Annotated in this window: 15 protein-coding genes; 5 read left to right on the forward strand and 10 right to left on the reverse strand. The window is 48.9% G+C overall.

Annotated features, from left to right (window positions below; all coding sequences use genetic code 11):
• The first annotated feature begins 261 nt into the window (after positions 1–261).
• The 3 genes from ACQUQM_RS19975 to rfaC are packed head-to-tail and all read left to right on the forward strand — an operon-like array spanning position 262 to position 4,081.
• The gene (locus ACQUQM_RS19975; protein ID WP_432471625.1) at positions 262–2,037 is read left to right on the forward strand and encodes a phosphoethanolamine transferase; all 1,776 of its coding nucleotides are present in this window, start codon (positions 262–264) and stop codon (positions 2,035–2,037) included.
• Positions 2,037–3,068, forward strand: a complete 1,032-nt coding sequence (waaF, locus tag ACQUQM_RS19980) for a lipopolysaccharide heptosyltransferase II (protein ID WP_432471626.1) — start codon at positions 2,037–2,039, stop codon at positions 3,066–3,068. The genes ACQUQM_RS19975 and waaF overlap by 1 nt, the downstream gene beginning before the upstream one ends.
• Positions 3,069–3,088: 20 nt before the next feature.
• Complete coding sequence (gene rfaC / locus ACQUQM_RS19985) at positions 3,089–4,081, forward strand: lipopolysaccharide heptosyltransferase RfaC (RefSeq protein WP_432471627.1); 993 nt, start codon at positions 3,089–3,091, stop codon at positions 4,079–4,081.
• Here the strand turns inward: rfaC and ACQUQM_RS19990 are convergent.
• From ACQUQM_RS19990 to ACQUQM_RS20020, 7 genes are all read right to left on the reverse strand, one after another.
• The gene (locus ACQUQM_RS19990; RefSeq protein ID WP_432471628.1) at positions 4,063–4,815 is read right to left on the reverse strand and encodes a glycosyltransferase family 2 protein; all 753 of its coding nucleotides are present in this window, start codon (positions 4,813–4,815) and stop codon (positions 4,063–4,065) included. The two genes, rfaC and ACQUQM_RS19990, sit on opposite strands and share 19 nt — an antisense overlap.
• Complete coding sequence (locus tag ACQUQM_RS19995) at positions 4,812–6,071, reverse strand: O-antigen ligase family protein (RefSeq protein WP_432471629.1); 1,260 nt, start codon at positions 6,069–6,071, stop codon at positions 4,812–4,814. The genes ACQUQM_RS19990 and ACQUQM_RS19995 overlap by 4 nt, the downstream gene beginning before the upstream one ends.
• Positions 6,064–7,110 carry a glycosyltransferase family 4 protein gene (locus ACQUQM_RS20000; RefSeq protein WP_432471630.1) on the reverse strand — a complete coding sequence of 349 codons (1,047 nt, stop codon included), beginning with the start codon at positions 7,108–7,110 and terminating at the stop codon, positions 6,064–6,066. Before ACQUQM_RS20000 ends, ACQUQM_RS19995 begins: the two co-directional genes overlap by 8 nt.
• 158 nt (positions 7,111–7,268) lie before the next feature.
• Positions 7,269–8,336, reverse strand: coding sequence for an alginate O-acetyltransferase AlgX-related protein (locus tag ACQUQM_RS20005; RefSeq protein ID WP_432471631.1), 1,068 nt, complete (start codon positions 8,334–8,336; stop codon positions 7,269–7,271).
• Between the two features lie 3 nt (positions 8,337–8,339).
• The gene (locus ACQUQM_RS20010) at positions 8,340–9,812 is read right to left on the reverse strand and encodes an MBOAT family O-acyltransferase (protein ID WP_432471632.1); all 1,473 of its coding nucleotides are present in this window, start codon (positions 9,810–9,812) and stop codon (positions 8,340–8,342) included.
• 194 nt (positions 9,813–10,006) lie between these two features.
• Positions 10,007–10,891: a glycosyltransferase gene (locus tag ACQUQM_RS20015; protein WP_432471633.1), complete on the reverse strand. Its 885-nt coding sequence runs from the start codon at positions 10,889–10,891 to the stop codon at positions 10,007–10,009.
• A gap of 20 nt (positions 10,892–10,911) precedes the next feature.
• Positions 10,912–11,841 (reverse strand): lysophospholipid acyltransferase family protein, encoded by a 930-nt coding sequence (locus ACQUQM_RS20020; protein ID WP_432471634.1) that lies wholly within the window; start codon positions 11,839–11,841, stop codon positions 10,912–10,914.
• Positions 11,842–12,019: 178 nt separating this feature from the next.
• On the opposite strand from ACQUQM_RS20020, the gene msbA reads away from it, so the two are divergent.
• Positions 12,020–13,810, forward strand: coding sequence for a lipid A export permease/ATP-binding protein MsbA (msbA, locus tag ACQUQM_RS20025; RefSeq protein WP_432474855.1), 1,791 nt, complete (start codon positions 12,020–12,022; stop codon positions 13,808–13,810).
• Positions 13,807–15,240: a bifunctional D-glycero-beta-D-manno-heptose-7-phosphate kinase/D-glycero-beta-D-manno-heptose 1-phosphate adenylyltransferase HldE gene (gene hldE / locus ACQUQM_RS20030; protein WP_432471635.1), complete on the forward strand. Its 1,434-nt coding sequence runs from the start codon at positions 13,807–13,809 to the stop codon at positions 15,238–15,240. The genes msbA and hldE overlap by 4 nt, the downstream gene beginning before the upstream one ends.
• A gap of 5 nt (positions 15,241–15,245) precedes the next feature.
• Here the strand turns inward: hldE and ACQUQM_RS20035 are convergent, their stop codons facing one another.
• From ACQUQM_RS20035 to ACQUQM_RS20045, 3 genes are read right to left on the reverse strand one after another with little or no spacing between them, the layout of a single operon-like run.
• Positions 15,246–16,058, reverse strand: a complete 813-nt coding sequence (locus tag ACQUQM_RS20035; protein WP_432471636.1) for a hypothetical protein — start codon at positions 16,056–16,058, stop codon at positions 15,246–15,248.
• Positions 16,059–16,083: 25 nt separating this feature from the next.
• On the reverse strand, positions 16,084–16,848 hold the full coding sequence (locus ACQUQM_RS20040; protein WP_432474856.1) for an aldo/keto reductase: 765 nt from the start codon (positions 16,846–16,848) through the stop codon (positions 16,084–16,086).
• 59 nt (positions 16,849–16,907) lie between these two features.
• On the reverse strand, positions 16,908–18,098 hold the full coding sequence (locus ACQUQM_RS20045) for an FAD-dependent oxidoreductase (protein WP_432471637.1): 1,191 nt from the start codon (positions 18,096–18,098) through the stop codon (positions 16,908–16,910).
• Positions 18,099–18,125: the final 27 nt, after the last annotated feature.

Consider the following 18,125-nt stretch of genomic DNA (forward strand, 5'->3'; position numbering starts at 1 on the left):
CTGTTACTCGCAGCGTGTGTAAGCGACTCAGTTAAGGGCATTGATTGTAATCAGCAACGGCTGAAAAGGGAATTGCCCGGATCAAGAAAAAACATTAATTATGCATAGGTTGGTACGACAAGGTATACCCAGAACGGGATAGTGGATTGCGCCAGTAAAAACAGTGGCTGCCGTTAATCGTCAAACATCGGTATAATGCGGGTAATTTGATGACTTGTATTGCCTGTCATCTTCCCCTGACTTTGTTAAATGAGTAATTGTGTGAGTAATCTGGCTGAGCGTGCACGACGCTTTCCTAAAATATCCTACCTCCTGATTATTGCTGCGATAGTGGTGCTGGACCTGTTATTGGTACGGGATCTTTCGTGGTTTCTTGAGAATTTTGCCGGTAAACGCTTCTGGGTCAATCTTGGCTTCAGTACGCTGGCTATGCTGCTGTTGCTGCCGCTTGTTGTCGGCACGCAAAACCGATTAGTTCAATGGCTGGTTATCGGCTTGATTCTGGTGCCGCAGCTGGTTCAGCTGTCGTATTTCAGCGTTTACCGAAATTTTGTCACTGTATTTGATCTGCGTTTCTTTGCTGAGGATCCATGGCTCTCTTTTGAACTCTGGTTTGATAATGCGGTGGTCTTCAAGCCTTTGCTGCTGATCGTGCTGGAGCTACCTTTGCTGTTACTGATTTTTAAGTTACAGCTTAAGCCCCGCTGGTGGTGGCAAACCGGTAATGGCGTGCTGGGCACGCTACTGTTTCTGTTAATAACCTTTAACTGGTATGGCGCAGCGAAATTTCAGTTAAGTTCGGTTGCTTACATCGGCGTCTTTCCCAGCCTGATCGAACGGCAGGCATTTGCTGATACGCTGGCGGCAAAGCCGGTTATTGAAGCGCGTAAGGCCGCTGCGGATGCTCCCAATATTGTGTTTGTTGTTGGCGAATCGCTGACCCGCAGGAATCTCGGTGTGTATGGATATGACCGTGATACTACACCTAACCTGCAACGCCTGGCTGATCAACAGCAACTGGTTGTCTATAACAATGCAGTCAGTATCGGTACACGGACCCTGAGTTCAGTGCCTTACATGCTAACTGGTCTGCAGGGCATCGATCCATTGGGGCAGATCTATTCGACCCCGACGATATTTAATTACGCCAGGGCGGCGGGTTACCAGACCGGGTTTATTACCGCTCAGGACTTTCAATGGCGCAATATCGATCAGATCTTTGTCGATCAGGATATGGGCTATTACCGCAACGGTACCGATTTCAGTGCCGAAGTTTCCGTATCGATCGGTGCCGACGATATGAAGGTGCTGAACCGGGGTGTGAAACCGTATCTGGATCAATTGGATGCTGCAAAGCCATTTATGCTGGTGGTGCAGATGAATGGCAGCCATTACCCTTACGATGAACACTCCCCGGCCGAGGTTAAGAAATTTCTGCCGGAAACCGATCCGAATGGCCTCAATGCTTACGATAATACGGTGCTGTATACCGATCTTTACCTGAGTGAACTGGTTAAAGCGGTACGGGCGAAAGATCCTCAGGCATGGGTTTTTTATTCCACCGACCATGGTCAGGATGTCTCAGCTGATGAGACCTTTTTCAACCGGGGTTATAGTTCAGGGACTATCCACAACGCTATGATGGTTTTTCCGCCGCCGCAAATGTATGAACTGTTGCAGCGGAATCAGGATAGCCCGGTGAGTCAGGCTGATATTTTTGCGACAATTCTGGCCTTAATGGATATCGAACCGGTCGTAGATATCGATGGAGTTGATCTGCAGCAGGAGATATCGACAGAGCGGTTACGGGTGGTTTCAGCCTATATGAAGACTCTGCATAATGAGCCTAATGCGGTGTTGGTGTTTCCTGATATGCGTTATATCCATGTTGACTTTGAACGCGGTAGCGCGACTCTGCGAGATGGTAAAACACTGACAAAATATGAGGCGTTGCCTGCAGAATACCGGGAAGTTTTTGAGCGCCGTATGCAGTCACAGCCGTCGATACAGGCCTCAGCTTTGGACAAGGAAAAGTAATGGATCAGGCAGCACTGGTAGTCGGGCCTTCCTGGGTGGGCGATATGCTGATGAGTCAGGCGCTTTATCGCCGCATGAAACAGCAGAACCCTGAACGCAGAATTGATGTGCTGGCGCCGGACTGGTGTCGGGCTGTGTTATCGCGGATGCCTGAGATTGATAACGCCATTGCCATGCCGGTGGGGCACGGCAGCTTACAGCTTGGTGTACGCCGGGAGTTGGCCAAAGAACTGAAAAAAAACGGTTATCATCAGGCTTTTGTACTGCCGAATTCGCTTAAGTCAGCGTTGGTTCCCTGGTTGGCAGGAATTCCTCGTCGTATCGGTTGGCGCGGTGAGATGCGCTATGGTCTTTTGAATGATCTGCGGGTATTGGATAAGCAAGCGTTTCCGCTAATGGTGCAACGTTATGCTGCGCTAGCCGAGGCTCCGTTGGAAAGTGCTGAGCAGTTACCGCCGATTCTGAAGCCTAAGCTGCGTATCGATAACGATGGTCAGCAGCAGGCGCTGGCGCAGTTTAATCTCGTTACGGATAATGCGGTTGCCTTCTGTCCCGGAGCCGAATTTGGGCCCGCAAAGCGCTGGCCTGACTATCATTATGCCGCTTTAGCCGCAAAGCTGATCGCTGAAGGTAAGCAGGTCTGGATCTTCGGTTCCAAAAAAGACCATCCGGTGGGTGAGCAGATTCGGCAGCAGCTGAGTCCGTCGGAACAGGCGCAATGTATCAACCTGGCGGGCGAGACCTCTCTTGAACAGGCTATCGATCTGTTAGCACTGGCGGATGTTGCAGTAAGTAATGATTCCGGGCTGATGCATATGGCAGCTGCGGTAGATACGCCCCTGGTCGCACTGTATGGTCCGACCAGCCCTCAGCATACGCCGCCTTTGTCTGACAAGGCGGAAGTGATTCGCCTGATCGATGGCTTTATCAAAATCCGCAAAGGTGATGCTGATCAGGGATATCATCAGAGCATGATCGATATATCGCCTGAACTGGCATTCCAGTCTTTGCAAAAGTGGCTGAAGGGCTAGGTTTCAAAAGGATTAAGCGGTTGAAAGTACTGATTGTAAAAACCTCCTCGATGGGAGACGTGATCCATACCTTGCCAGCGCTGACCGATGCAGTGAAGGCGATCCCCGGTATCCGTTTTGACTGGGTTGTTGAAGAGGGCTTTGCTGAGATACCTGCCTGGCATCCCGCGGTGGATCGGGTTATTCCAGTGGCGATTCGCCGCTGGCGCAAGAGCTTCTGGCAGACCTGGCGAAGCGGTGAGTGGAAAGCCTACCGTGAAGCCCTGTCAGCGCAACAGTATGATTTTGTGATCGATGCCCAGGGGCTGATGAAGAGTGCTATGCTGGTTACTCGATACGCCCGGGGAATCCGTTGTGGCTTCGACCGGGATTCAGCCCGGGAGTCGTTAGCATCCCGTTTATATGACCGGACTTTTACCGTCGATAAGCAGCAACATGCAGTAGAGCGAACCCGACAGTTGTTTGCCAAAGCGTTGGGCTATGAGCTGGAAGGTCGGGGAGATTTTGCCATACGTAGCAGTTTTGTAGCGCAAGATGCTCCTGCTTCTGACTACCTGGTGTTCCTGCATAGTACTACCCGCTTCGATAAGCACTGGCCTGAGGTTTACTGGCGTGAATTGATTGCTAAGGCAACTGAAGCCGGTTGGAAGGTTAAATTACCCTGGGGTAATGCTGAAGAGCAGGCCAGAGCTGAGCGGTTGGCTGTTGAAAATTTGGCAGTAGAAGTATTACCAAAGCTCAATCTGGCAGAAGTGACTAAAGTGTTGGCGGGTGCTGCTGGTTGTGTCTCGGTCGATACCGGTCTGTCACACATGGCGGCAGCACTGGATAGGCCAAATGTTATACTCTTTGGCCCGACCGATCCTGGCCTGGTTGGCGGCTATGGCAAAGATCAGCTGTGTCTGGAGTCCGCTAAGCAGTCGGCAATTGATTCGAATGTGGAACCTGCAGTATTTGCGGCCCTGACTCCTGCCATCGTTTGGCAGGAAGTGACTCAGCTGTTATCGCGCTGATCGCAGAGCAGCATCAGCTTGGCGTATTTGTAGTAGGTAGCTTCGGCATTGGTTATCGCCAGCATTAAGCCTTGTTTACCGTCGAGAAAACCTGCCCGTAGTAGGTAAGTACGGAAAAAGGCCCAGAAGCCCTTCAATACGGCTTTGGTCAGGCCTGAGCGTTTACCCTCTTTGAATAGTTTTTCTGCCCCTAAGTCTGAATAGAGGTTGGCTTTCTCCACCGCCTGAAACAAGGTGTCGTAGGTGTAATGCATCAGCGGATTAGATAGCTTTCCGGTCTCACCTTTACAGATTACCCGTTCGTGCACGATATCATCACTGAAGCGAGCTGACTCCCTTCTGAACAGCCGCAGTACATGATCCGGATACCAGCCGGAATGCTTCATAAACCGGCCACAGAAGTTGGAGGAGCGGGGGATATCAAAACCGTTCTGCTGGGTTTCTGACCGGATTAGAGCCTGTATTTCATCGCGTAACTCCGGCGTAATCCGCTCATCTGCATCAATAGATAATACCCACGGTTTCGATGCCAGGGCCAGCGCCCGGTTTTTCTGCGGACCGAAACCCGGCCAGTCAGTTTCCAGAACGATACAGCCAAACTCTTTACATATATCGACAGTAGAATCGCTGCTACCTGAATCCACGACGACTATCTCGTCAACCCAGCTAATAGAGTTCAGACAGGCGCGAATATTAAGTTCTTCGTTTTTGGTAATGAGGATGGCGCCGATCATCTGTCAGTTTGTTCCTGGGATATTAGTTCTTCAGTTGTCTTGTATAAGGGAGTATCCCAGTTGCTACCGCAAAACAGGGCTATAAGTATCATGAACAGGGTGCCGTCACCGTGATCCATAAAGGATGAATTGAATAGACAGGAGATCAGGATAGTAATAAATATAGCGGCCTGAAATTGCCGCTGTTGGGAAATGGCCTGCTTGTCTCGTTTGATCAGTAACGAAAGAAGAAATGCACTAAATAGAATTACACCGGGGATACCAGTCTGAACGCCTATGTTAAGGAATTCATTATGCGGGTTGTTGGTCTGGCCGTAGTAAGTTTCCATTGACGAATGAAGTTGTAGGTATTCGGGCCCGAAATCACCAAGGCCTGTTCCAATGACCCAATCTTGTAAGAACAGAATTGTTGATAGGAGATAGAACTCAACCCTTTGATCTGCTTTCTGCAAGTTCAATAAGCTCAGGGAGGAATTGCCTGTTAACAGGCTCTGATCCTCGGCAAAAATTCTTAATTCAACGAGATTATAAAACCACATGGTAATAGTTAAGGCAGAAGCTATGAATATGGCGACTATGGCAAAACCTCTCCAGCGAAACATTTGCCAGAAGAACAAAGCCGATAGGCTGATAATCAGAAGATAGCCTGTTCTGCCATTCTCAATGAAAAACAGGTTAGCAAGTGTGGCACAATAAATAAGTGCAAACAGCCAACGGTACGAAGGGATTCGTACCGCCAGTTGAAGACTCATATAGGCGAAAATTGACATGCTAATGCCGTGATAAATCCTATTGCTAAGACTGTGTTGGTTCTCCGAGAGGTCGGCTATTTGGAAGTGGATTAGATAAGATGCTACCAGTGAAAGAAGCATTGCGATGTAAATTGAGGTGAACGCTGCATGCCGTTGCTTGGATGCAGCGAATATTAGCATGAACATCGGAATTAATAAGAACTCCCGAAACTTGGAGAGGTATTTTACGCTAACAGCTATTTCGGAATTGGCCCAGCTGATACTTAAGCCCAGATAAATGAATAAGACTGTACCAATCAGGGCTGTTTTATTGGCAGATAACAGGCAGCGATATTCTTTTATCTGGGGAGTAAAAAGCAGCAATATTACGGATAAGCTCAGAAATATATTGTTTGCGGCAGTCAGTGCTAGTGGCACCGTGAAAGTGCCTATGATCGTCAGCCATGCGGCTGACTGAAAGGCAGAATTACTTTGAGCCTTTGCATTCTCAGAGTAGTTATACATCTATTAGACTCTTATAAATATGTATATGCTGTTGCGCTAGGTCGGCCCAGGTCAGATCCAGGTTGTGTACTAACTCTGTTTGTTCTAGCAGGCTTTTGCAGTGTTGCGCCCATAGTTTAATATCTCCCAGTGGTAGGGATGAACCTTGCTCTTCAGATATTAAAGGGCTGATACCGCATAGGTTCGAAATCAGAACAGGAATGCCTGTCGCATTAGCCTCGGCCATGACCATGCCAAAGGGCTCTACCTTTGCCGGGTGAATCAGCAGATCTATTTGCGGCAGCATATCTTCCGCTCGGGTCCAACCCAGCAGCTGATAGCTATCTTTGGGCCAGCCTTTAAACAAGTGGATAATATCATCCGGTTCGGGGCCTGCGACCACAAATGATATCCCTGAGTCTTGCTTACGCAGTTCTGAGATAACTGAAACCGCAAAATCTAATCCCTTTCGCTTCCACTCTTTGCCAATAAAGCCAATAGTATGCCCATCTGAACTCTTTTTCAAAGTTGAGAATAAAGGGTCAACTCCTGGGTATGCAGGAGCGCCGATCTTAACTGCAGCCTCTGGATAAAAAGTCTCCAACTGAGCAGCTACAGGCAGAGAGTTTGGTAGTACACGTTGGACGTTATCAGCACAAAGCTCTCGGCGCTCAAGGTATTCCCAGGTCATGATCCGGGGTGATAACCAGTCCAGTACTTTTGGTTTCCGCTGTAAAATTGGAGGGCCGTGAAAAGTGGTAACCTGATGAACAGCCGTTCTTTCATGACTGTGTATAATCCAGCCTGCCCGATCAAAAGTGTTAAAAAACTTAGAGACCCGTCGGGAGAAACGTAGCATCGCCAGCCAGCGAGGTTTGGGTTTAACCTGTCCAAGCTCTACTACCTCAATATGTTCAGTCGTTGGTTCATGAAGCTTCTCACAGACGACCATGACTTTCTGGCCTTGCCTGGCTAAGGCGTGGGTCAGTTCCCAGACATACCGTTCCATACCCCCGACGGGGCCAAACTGTCTGACAATATGTATTGAAGCTGTGATCATGAGATAACGTAGTTTCTGTAGAAGTGGATCGAATAAAGTCAGCGGGTATTGTAACTGAATATATGTATTGATGGTGCGGCTCTTCGTGCTGTTTCAGGGTAGATGTACACATTTTGTGCGCTGTGGAAGACCTTTTGAATAGCGGTTCATATTTTTACTCAATCAAATGGTTGGGCCGTGGTATTAAAATAGTCGATCATCGCTTCAGCCCCCAGTCGATAGCCGGCAGATGACCAGTGGGTATCGTTCGGCAGGTAGATATCTACAGTTCCTTGTGCCACTTCCTCTTTCAGGAGCAGGTCCAGTCTGATCAAATTAAGGCTTTTCTGCTTTGCCAAACCTGGAATAATACTGAGTTGGGATAGTGACTCATTGGCCAGGACTTCAGAATACGCTGTCAATTTATCAGGAATGACCATTATAACTACTTTTGTATAGCCATTAGCTTCTATTCTCTGCTGTAAATTCAACAGGTTGCAGGCCGTTGTTGCCGAACTGTCTTCCGGCCAGTTACGTTTTTCAATATCAGTTGTATAGATCAGAATATTATCCTTTACTCGGCTTGAAAACAGATCGTCACGTGTAAGTGCCAACTCAGTTACATCAGAAACGTTGAGTCCGAGAGCTCTGGGAATCGCTTTTATCAGGTAGTTTCCTGCATTATCAAGGTTCAACCCCTGTTGATAGGTTTCACGCTTGAATGCGTTTGTTTGATACAGCTTATCGTTGGCCAGTTTTGTATCATAATGCTGTTTAGCAGGTAGCTTCTGTTCTGATACCTGACAGTTGCGGTTAGGAAATCGACGATAAATACTCTCTTCAATACTTTCAATGACCAGATATTTTGGTGGTGTCTGGCGAAAGACGCTGCTGCTGATGATTCGTTCTATACCGCCTTGATTGAAGCTAAATACCTGGGTACTTACACCGGTTCTATCGACAAAATAATTTACCCAATTTACTGTCGGGATTTCTCCCGAGAATGAATCCCCCAAAACCACCAGGTCACTGTGCTCATGGTAGTTGCCTTTATTGGACTGATAAAGTGGTTTGGCATAAGCGTGCTGAGGCTTATTCCAGCCATAGTCGTTTTCACTATAGCCTCCAAGCCGGGTCATGTTGCCCCCGGCAGACTTATCCAGATAAAGACTAGTGGCTACCAGAATTGCGCTGATTATCGTAACCACACTAACCAGTATTAGATTGAAACGATGGAAATCGGCCATAAATTAAAACCTGAAGTACAAAAAATCGCTGACATTATTCATCTTTAAGATCACCGTAATAGCCAGGCCGGATATAAGTAATATCCAAACATAATTGGGCTTCAGCCGAAACCTGCTTGCGCCAGGTGCTAAACCTACAATTTGCAGACTATTAGGCAGGAATAAAACGGTAAGGATCAGGACGCTAATCCAGTTAGTGATGGTTGATGACCTGCGGAACAGTTCATTATAAAAATAACCCTGACCATCTGAAAGTGGATTCAGGCCCAGCATTGCCTGCCAGACCCGTAGGGCACTATCCATATTCTCTGCCCGGAATACTACCCAGGCGAAAACCACCGCCGTAAAGGTTAGTAGCCAACTCAAAGAATTTGACAGCAGCGAAGGCAAACGGGGTATCTGTAATCTATTTATCAGGGATTGCCACAGGTGGTTAACAGCAAGCATCAGGCCGTGCATCCCCCCCCAGATTACAAAGGTCCAGCCGGCTCCATGCCATAGGCCGCCGAGCAGCATAGTAAGCAGCAGGTTTTGGTAGCGCCTGAATTCCCCTTTACGGTTTCCACCCAGAGGGATATATACATAATCCCGCAAAAAATGGGACAAAGTGATATGCCAGCGGCGCCAGAAATCGGTGATGTTTAACGATTTGTAGGGGGAGTTGAAATTAAAGGGAAGTGTGATACCAAACAGTAGTGCTATCCCAATAGCCATATCGGCATAACCGGAAAAATCGAAATAAAGCTGGAAAGTATAACAGAGCGCGCCATACCAAGCCTCAAGGGGGGACAGTGCGACCCCATTATCTGCGGCATTGAACACCTGATGAACATAGAGAGATAGTTTGTCCGCGATAATGACTTTCTTAAACAAACCAAGGGTAAGTAGAGTAAGTCCCTGGGCAACTTTTTTTGCGTTATAACGATAAGTTGCTTCGCTGAGGAACTGTGGCATCATCTGTTTGTGGTGTACGATCGGACCAGCGATTAGCTGAGGAAAGAAAGTGACAAACAGGCAGTACTGCAGGAAATTATATTCTCGGGTGTAGCCGCGATAAGCATCGACCAGATAAGCGATCTGCTGAAAGGTAAAAAATGAGATTGCCAGTGGCAGCAGTACCTGACCAAATTCGATCGGGCTGGACAGTATCTGATTCAGGTTGTCGATAAAAAAGTTGGCGTATTTGTAATAACCCAGCAGGCCTAAATTGGCAGCGATACCCGAAAGTAACAGTAATTTTCGACTCGTAGAGCTATTTTCGCTGCTATGCAATTGGGTGCCTAGTGCGTAGTTAAACAGCATTGAGCCCAGAATTAATCCCAGGTAAGCCGGATTCCACCAGCCATAAAAGAACAATGATGCGGCTACCAGCCATGAGACTGCAACCCGGTGATGGCCGCGTGTACCGATTAGCAGGAAGCCGGCCCACACAATTGGTAAAAATAAAAATACAAAAGTATAGGAGTTAAAAAGCATTACAGAATCTAAGAATTTCCGTGGTTTTAGTAAGACCCCTACTAGCCATAAGAGGGACAAGATCAAGGGCAACTTGATATATATCTGGTTTGAAAATGTACGGGCTATTTCAAACCGGAAAGTTAACTAGGTATCTCTCCGGCTTTTGAGGGTGGTTCATTCTTAAACAGAGTTGCCGAAAATAGCATTCGCTATCAGGGTTTATGTTTATTTTCTGATTTTTTCAAATCAGTGTAATGTTTTTTACTAATTTCGATATTCAGAGCATCTTCAACTTTCAGCTTTAACCTGACCTTCTTATCCCGCTTGCTCAGTTTGTAATCTGGGTTCTGGGCAAAGTCCCATTCAGCATCTTTTTCCAGCCATTCCTTCATGATTGCAGGATGGGTCCCTTTAAAAGGACGGATTACTGCAGTGTCGATATCGCCGTAGCCTGGGAATGGCTCTGGTTTATGATCCCAGTACTTCGATACCTGATTAATTTTTTCCTGCATATTTTCAACATTACGAACATGACCGTAATGGTAAACGTTACCGCCCGCGTGGACCGCTTTCGGATAACGGCCCTTCTTATTTTTATCCAGCACTACGAAGAACAGCCCGTCAGGAGCAATGCTCCGCAGCGAATTACGGATGATACGTGGAGCCCGGCGGTAACCTGAAATGCCGACCTGATCAGGGCGTCCATAAAAGTGATAAAAATCGAAGTAGAAGGCTTCTACCTCTTTGTCATCGAGAAAGCGTTCCATATTGCCACGAATTGTATCCAGTTCATCTTCGTGTAGTACTTCATCACCTTCTATGTAAAGCGCCCAGTCGCCGCTACAGTTGAAGTGTGCAATCATTTTTTGCTGACCGTAAACATAGCCCCGGTCCTGCATCTTTTCATTCCAAGTAGTATGGATGATACGAATTTTAGGGTCGCCGATGGCGAGGATTTTCTCTTCTGTATCATCATCGCATTGACCTAATGCAATGATGAACTCATCACAGATAGGCAATGCAGACTTTATACTCTCAACGAACGGATAGCCCAGAACGGAGCCGTTTTTCAGGAAGGTAAATCCACTGACTTTCATAATGTCTCCGTGGGATCTCGTTAGCAGTTATGGATCTGATACAGTTTCTGATTGCCGTCAGGTTGAGTCTTGAAACGCTTATGCACCCACATGTATTGACTGGGAGCGGTGCGAACACAGCCCTCGATCGCTTTGTTGATCAGTGCCGCGTCGGTAGTTTCATCGCCTGATGGAAAGCCTTCTACTTGCCTTATTTCCAGGGTGTAGCCGCTGTTGTCCAGATTACGGGAGCATCCTAACACGACTAGCGGTGAGTTGTTCAGGGCGCTCATCTTAGTAGTCGCGGTGATGGTCGCGGCAGTCTGGCCAAAGAAAGGCACGAATACACTGCCTTTGCTGCCGAGGTCCTGATCCGGGGCATACCAGATGCAGTGGTTTTTACGCATGTCACGCAACATCTGGCGCGTCTTCGATCGCTCCAGAGGTTTGCTGAAACGGCTACGGCCTTTGCAGAAAAACCACTCCAGCAGTGGGTTATTATGCTTACGATATAAAGTACTGCAGGGTACATCATAGAATGAAAACAGCAGGCCGCAGAGATCCAGTGGAGAGTAATGTCCGCCCATCAGAATTACGCCATTATTGTTAGCCAGGGCATCATCCAGAATACCAAAGCCCTTGAAATGGGTAATACCCCGGAAAAAATCTTTGTTGCCCCAATAAGCCCAGCCGGTTTCTACCAGGCCGATACCGTTATTATGGAATACTTCACGGACCATAGTTTGCTGCTGTTCGGCGCTCAGCTCAGGAAAGCACAGGGCTATATTCACTTCTGTAACACGGCGTCGTTTTGGCACGGCGAAATACAAAAGGTTGCCCAGCTGTTTACCAACCCAAAGTCCGGTTTTGAATGGCAGTAGGGCTAAAACGCGTAGAATTCCGATAAATAACCAGATAAACCAGTACTTTGGCGCTAAAAAATCGGACCAGCTTGTTTCTTTGTTGCCCACAACGTATCCAGATACTGTAAAATCACGCAATTATAATGTTCGCCGCCGATGAACACTAGTTTTCTATCTGCCAGATTGTGCAATCCGTATGCGCTTATCTGTAAGACTTGATCGGTTGGTTGCGAGCTGTATCTATTATCAGACAAGGTTAGAGCAGTACGTGAAAAACGATAACAGTATGCAGGTATATATCCGCCTGCTGAGCTATGTAAAACAATATTGGCCGGCTTTTTCCGTCAGTGTTGTCGGCTTTGTGATTTATGCTGCTTCACAAACCGCTTCGGCAAAGTGGTTGGAGTTTTTTGTCGATTCTATAGAGGCTGGCGAGTTTGATAACCGGGTCTTACTGGCTCTTTCGATCATCGCAATCTTTTTTGTTCGTGGAGTCGGTACTTTCCTGGGTAACTACGGCCTGTCTTACGTTGCCCGATATGTGGTTCACCTATTACGCATCGACTTGTTCAATCACCTGATGGTCCTGCCGAGTAATTATTACCACCAAAACTCATCCGGAGAGTTGTTGTCCCGCTTAACCTACAACGTAGAGCAGGTTACGGGTGCTGCCACCGATGCGCTTAAGATTGCGATCAGGGAAGGGCTGACAGTAGTGGGCCTGTTTGGTTATATGCTCTATCTGAACTGGAAGCTGACCTTGCTTTTTCTGGTGATCGGCCCTGTGGTTGGCTGGGTCGTGGGTATTGCTGCCCGACGTATGCGGCGAATCAGCCATAATGTGCAAGGGTCCGTCGGAAACATTACGTCTGCAGCATCGGAAGCGATAAAAGGTTACCAGGTAGTACGTATCTTTGGTGGTGAACCATCCGAGAAAAAGCGCTTCTTCGATGCCAGCCAGTACAACCGGCAACAGTTTATGAAAATGGTAGTAACCCAGTCGGTAACCATTCCGATAGTCCAGATGCTGGTGGCCTGCGTGATCGCCTTGCTTACCTATCTGGCGATGGAGCCCAGCCTGATTCAGCAGATGTCGACCGGTCAGTTTATCGCATTTATCTCGGCAGCTTCACTGATGGCTAAACCGATACGATCGTTGACTGAAATCAGTGGTATGATTCAGAAAGGGGTGGCTGCGGCCGAGAGTCTGTTTGAAGTGATCGACTCTCCTCCGGAGAAAGACACAGGCTCAATCAGTGTTGAGCGGGTAAAAGGTAAATTGGAACTTAATAATTTGAGTTTCACTTACGCTGACCCTGAGAAGATGGAACCGGATAAGATGATTCTACAGGGGATCGATCTGACCGTTGAATCCGGTGAAACCGTCGCCCTGGTGGGGAAGTCCGGTAGCGGAAAGTCGACCTTGGCTAGCCTGCTACCCCGTTTTTACGATCTGACCAGCGGTGAGCTGAAGCTGGATGGTTTGGATATAAATGATTATCAGCTGGATAACCTGCGCCGTCAGATCGCTCTGGTGAATCAACAGGTCGTTCTTTTTAACGGCTCCATTGCCGACAATATCGCGTACGGTGCGATGGCCGGCTGCAGCAGAGGGCAGGTAGAAGCGGCAGCTGACGCGGCCCATGTCACTGAGTTTGTTAAGCAATTACCGGACGGTCTGGATACGCTTGTCGGTGAAAACGGTATGCTGCTTTCCGGCGGTCAGCGACAACGTATCGCTATCGCCCGGGCGATCCTGAAAGATGCGCCGATTCTGATTCTGGACGAGGCAACCTCGGCGCTGGATACCGAGTCCGAAAGACATATCCAGGATGCGCTGGATAATGTTATGCAAGGTCGAACAACGATAGTGATCGCTCACAGGCTTTCTACGATCGAGAACGCAGATCGTATCCTGGTGATGGATTCCGGGTGTATTATTGAACGCGGCAGTCATGCTGAACTTTTACAACAAGGTGGCGTCTACGCTAACCTGCATAAGCTTCAGTTTACCGAGCAGAATGAAAGCCCGGCAGATGCTGCCGGGGATAGTACGCAACAGGAAGATAAAGTATGAAACTGGTGATGCCCCGTTTTGATAATGCCCAGGTGCTTGTAGTTGGTGATCTGATGCTGGATCGTTACTGGCACGGAGCAACCTCCAGGATCTCCCCCGAAGCGCCGGTGCCGGTGGTCAAAGTTGATCAGCGGGAGGATCGTCCCGGTGGTGCTGCCAACGTAGCCCTGAATATTACTGCTCTGGGTGCCGGTGTGTCGCTGGTGGGTATAGTTGGTAAAGATGAAGCGGGTCAGGCGTTGCAACAACAGCTGGAATCGGCACGGGTTAACTGTCAGTTCTGCCTCAGCGAAAGCGAACCGACGATCACCAAGTTACGGGTATTAAGTCGTCATCAACAACTGATCCGGCTTGATTTTGAAGAGCCTTTCGCTGTGGACTACAGTGCTCAGCTGGAACAGCAGGTAGCAGCTTTGCTGGAGAATGTAAGCGCGTTGATCTTGTCGGATTACAACAAAGGAACTCTGAGTGATAGCCAGGCGTTGATCAAAGCAGCGCGGGCGGCAAAAGTGCCGGTGCTGGTGGACCCTAAGGGCAGCGATTTTGCCCGCTATCGGGGGGCTACTCTGCTGACTCCCAATCTGAGTGAATTTGAAGCGGTGGTCGGTCATTGTGCAACTGAGCAGGAGCTAATCACAAAGGCTCAACTACTTGTGAGTGAATTGGATCTCGAAGCGTTGCTGGTAACCCGAAGTGAGCAGGGTATGACCCTGATTAAGCCGGGACAAAATGAAGTGCATTTCCCGGCCCGTGCCCGTGAGGTTTTTGATGTTACCGGTGCCGGTGATACGGTTATCTCAACTCTGGCTACCGCGCTGGCGGCGGGTCAGTCGCTGGAAGTGGCTACTGGACTTGCCAATATTGCCGCAAGTATCGTCGTTGGTAAGCTGGGTACTGCTGCGATCAGCGCTCCGGAACTGCGTCGTGCAGTGAATGAGGAGCATGGCTACGAACGTGGTGTTGTTTCAGATGAGCAGTTGTTGATTGCGCTTGAAGATGCCCGCGCCAGTGGCGAAAAGATCGTCTTCACCAATGGCTGCTTTGATATCCTCCACGCAGGCCATGTTGGTTATCTGGCGCAAGCTCGCGCCCAGGGTGATCGGCTGGTGTTGGCAATTAATGATGATAGCTCGGTGAAGCGTCTCAAAGGCGAAGGCCGTCCTATCAATCCGGTTGAGCGTCGTAAGGCTGTGTTGGCTGGTTTGGAAGCGGTCGATTGGGTGGTTAGTTTTGCTGAAGATACGCCTGAACGCTTGTTGCAGCAGGTGCGACCCGAAGTGCTGGTAAAAGGCGGTGATTACGGTCTGGATGAAGTGGTAGGTGGCGAATTTGTCAAAACCTACGGTGGCGAAGTTCGGGTACTATCCTTCCTTGATAATTGCTCAACAACGGCGATCGTCGAAAAAATTCAGGCGGGTGAAGAGGGCTAGTTTATTTAGTCTATAGGCAAAGGCTGGCGCGGGGCTAATACCTCGCTCAGCCGGGTTCCTGTTGGTGCCCGCATCGGTACTACATTGCCTCTGATCAGCTTCCCCAGTTGAGTAATCTTGCCTTGGTTTAGCCGCGCTAGCCAGAGATCGGCACTGAGTTCTACTTCTAATAACTGATTTGCCGGATTCAACTTTTCCTCCGCGTGCAATAGCGATAGTGTTTCACTATCTGGTAGTTCCAGTCTTAGTGGATACACCAGCTGTACCGAACAGGTCTGTTTGTGGATATACAGTAGCGGCTGGCCTTTGAGAGGCTGTTGATTGATAAATACTTTTGTCTGCGGCAGCTGTAGCGGATTATAGTCTTCACTCATGAACTCCATGCTGAGCTCATCGTTATAATCCAGCTTGCTATAGGGCTTTTCCAATTGGCACCCGTTCAGAAGGCTGAGGCAGAACAGTTTTCCATCGAGTAACAGACACTCTTCAGCCAACTCCTGAGCCAGAGTCAGATAGGGATTGCTGAACTGCTGCTGGGGAATATAACCGGAAGGAAGTTTAAGAACGGAGTGATCTTTGTGCTCCTGGCGAACCAGTAGAAGGTATTCCTGCGTATCTATGCGAAGGTGGATCTGTGCTGAAATGCCAAGGTTGGCAAATTGCCCAGGTATAGATGCAGAGCAGGATTTTCGCCGGCGCTGCATAGTTTCAAAATCTATAGGGTTGCCGACAGAGGTGATATTGATGCCGCCAGCGTAAGGGGTCAGTTCGATCCCATAAGTTTGAAAATCGCCTGGATCTTTGCTGGCTAGAATCATATCTACTCCATCGAAGCTAATATATTTACAAACCCAGTGCCTTTTCTACCGCTGCTGCGTTACTGCGCAAGTGCAATGGATTAATAGTGCCTATGATGGCACTGCTCACCCCCGGATGAGCAAAAATGAAATCAAAGCTGGCCTGCACCGGGTCCTGCTCATCCCTCAAACAAGCATGACCGGATGCAAGGGCTTTCTTAACCAGAATCCCTTTATCATGTTGCTGGGCGTAATCGATTACCGGTAGCTCTTCTGCATGGGACAAGTTATAGGTCACCATCGCAACATCTGAGCGTTTCAGGGTTTCGATACCACCCTCGACTGTTTTAGTGGACATGCCTCCGGCGCGGATTTTACCTTCCGTTTTGAGATCGTCGAGCAGTTCGAGCACACCGTAGCGCCGGATGATATCCATATCGTTGCCGTCGGAATGCACCAGCATCAGGTCGATAACATCTGTTTCCAGTCGGCGCAGGCTTCGTTCTACACTTAATCGTATATGTTCAGGGGTGAAATCAAAGTGTGACTGTCCAGTCTGGTTATCAAACTCTTCACCAACTTTACTGCAGATCAGCCATCGGTCGCGCTGGCCGCGGAGCAGAGGTCCCAGCCTCTCTTCGCTGCGGCCATAGGCGGGAGCAGTGTCCAGCAGATTGATGCCCAGGTCGTGGCACAGTGCCAGCAGATTAGCGGCTTCGCGGTCGTCCGGGATAATGAAGCTATCAGGGTATTTTACACCCTGATCCCGGCCTAGCTTGACAGTGCCTAATCCGATCGGACTAACTTTCATATCGGTACCGGCTATCAGGCGTTGTTGCAGCGGTTTTAGCTGTTCTTTCAGATCGGATCTCAAAACAAGGTCTCCCATACCGGCTCAGCTACTTCGGGACGGGGGAGATCAGTTAGTAAACTCAGGTCAGCTTTTTCTAGTGGAACGATGGCCTGCTGGTTTAGCTGCTGCAGAATCTGATCGGCAAGGTCCGGTGACAGCGCCAGCTTGGTTGGCCAGGATACGATGCCGTTATTCACTACCTGTGCAAAGGCGGAATCGGGTCGGGTCAGGGAGGATTGCTTAGGTTCGGCCCGGTCTATCCGGAAGCTGGCCCAGCGCGCGTTTGGCAGCTCGATCCAGGGCAGCAGTTTTTTCAGGATCTTTTTCGCTTCAGCTACCTGCTGCTCTGGACTCCGCTTAACACCGCTTTCTGCCAGATCGCCGCCGAGATACCAGGCTTGCTCGCCATTGCTTGCGGGGTGGGTGGTGATAGTAACGACAGGCTTACTGCCGGTACTGATGCAATGCGCAAAGGTTGGTAAATTGGCACTGTGCCGGACCACCACCATATGCAGCGGTCGTCGCTGCATCTTAGGTTGATCAATGCCCCACTGAGCAAGCAGGTCCTGAGTGCCTTCACCGGCGGTCAGGATATAGCGTTGTGCCTTTAGCTCAATACTTATATCACTAAGTTCTATCGCTTCGATTGTACCTGCAGGGTTGGTTCTAATATTTGTCGACTTTGCATTGTTTTTGAAAATACGGTCTTTATGGGGCTCAACCAGTGCCTGAATCACTGAAGGTACGTCGAGAACGATTTCATTCAATTTGTACAGGCCGCCGCGAAAGTCTTTGTGGTTGAATACGGCAGGGCGATCCTGTTCAGGGACATCGTCAACTCTCCCTTTCAGCGCTTTGCTGGCAAAGAAAGTGGTCATTTTTGATCCTAAAGAGCCTTTTGACCACATATAGTGCGCGTCGGACAGAACGTTTGCGGATCGCAAGTCCAGCTCGCCGCTGCCTCGCAGGCATTCACGCCAGCGTGACGGCATGTCTGAGATCGCATTGGATGCCTGGGTCAGTGCGCCACTCAATGCGTATTTTGTACCACCATGGATAATTCCCTGCGAGCGGACACTCTGTCCACCACCGAGGGTTTCGCTTTCCAGTAACAGGGCATCAAAACCGGCCTGGCGGGCACGGTTCAGCAACCAGAGGCCTGCAATACCGCCGCCGAGAATGATCAGGTCTGTGTTAACTGTCTGCATGGTGTTTTTAGTCCTTAATGGTTGCTC

It is taken from the genome of Amphritea sp. HPY, from assembly GCF_050870985.1.
Taxonomy (GTDB): Bacteria; Pseudomonadota; Gammaproteobacteria; order Pseudomonadales; family Balneatricaceae; genus Amphritea.

Coding starts and splice junctions, on each gene's coding strand:
- waaF (WP_432471626.1), top strand. CDS start 2,037: ATGGATCAGGCAGCACTGGTAGTCGGGCCTTCCTGGGTGGGCGATATG.
- ACQUQM_RS19990 (WP_432471628.1), bottom strand. CDS start 4,815: ATGATCGGCGCCATCCTCATTACCAAAAACGAAGAACTTAATATTCGC.
- ACQUQM_RS19995 (WP_432471629.1), bottom strand. CDS start 6,071: ATGTATAACTACTCTGAGAATGCAAAGGCTCAAAGTAATTCTGCCTTT.
- ACQUQM_RS20000 (WP_432471630.1), bottom strand. CDS start 7,110: ATGATCACAGCTTCAATACATATTGTCAGACAGTTTGGCCCCGTCGGG.
- ACQUQM_RS20005 (WP_432471631.1), bottom strand. CDS start 8,336: ATGGCCGATTTCCATCGTTTCAATCTAATACTGGTTAGTGTGGTTACG.
- ACQUQM_RS20010 (WP_432471632.1), bottom strand. CDS start 9,812: ATGCTTTTTAACTCCTATACTTTTGTATTTTTATTTTTACCAATTGTG.
- ACQUQM_RS20015 (WP_432471633.1), bottom strand. CDS start 10,891: ATGAAAGTCAGTGGATTTACCTTCCTGAAAAACGGCTCCGTTCTGGGC.
- msbA (WP_432474855.1), top strand. CDS start 12,020: ATGCAGGTATATATCCGCCTGCTGAGCTATGTAAAACAATATTGGCCG.
- hldE (WP_432471635.1), top strand. CDS start 13,807: ATGAAACTGGTGATGCCCCGTTTTGATAATGCCCAGGTGCTTGTAGTT.
- ACQUQM_RS20035 (WP_432471636.1), bottom strand. CDS start 16,058: ATGATTCTAGCCAGCAAAGATCCAGGCGATTTTCAAACTTATGGGATC.
- ACQUQM_RS20040 (WP_432474856.1), bottom strand. CDS start 16,848: ATGAAAGTTAGTCCGATCGGATTAGGCACTGTCAAGCTAGGCCGGGAT.
- ACQUQM_RS20045 (WP_432471637.1), bottom strand. CDS start 18,098: ATGCAGACAGTTAACACAGACCTGATCATTCTCGGCGGCGGTATTGCA.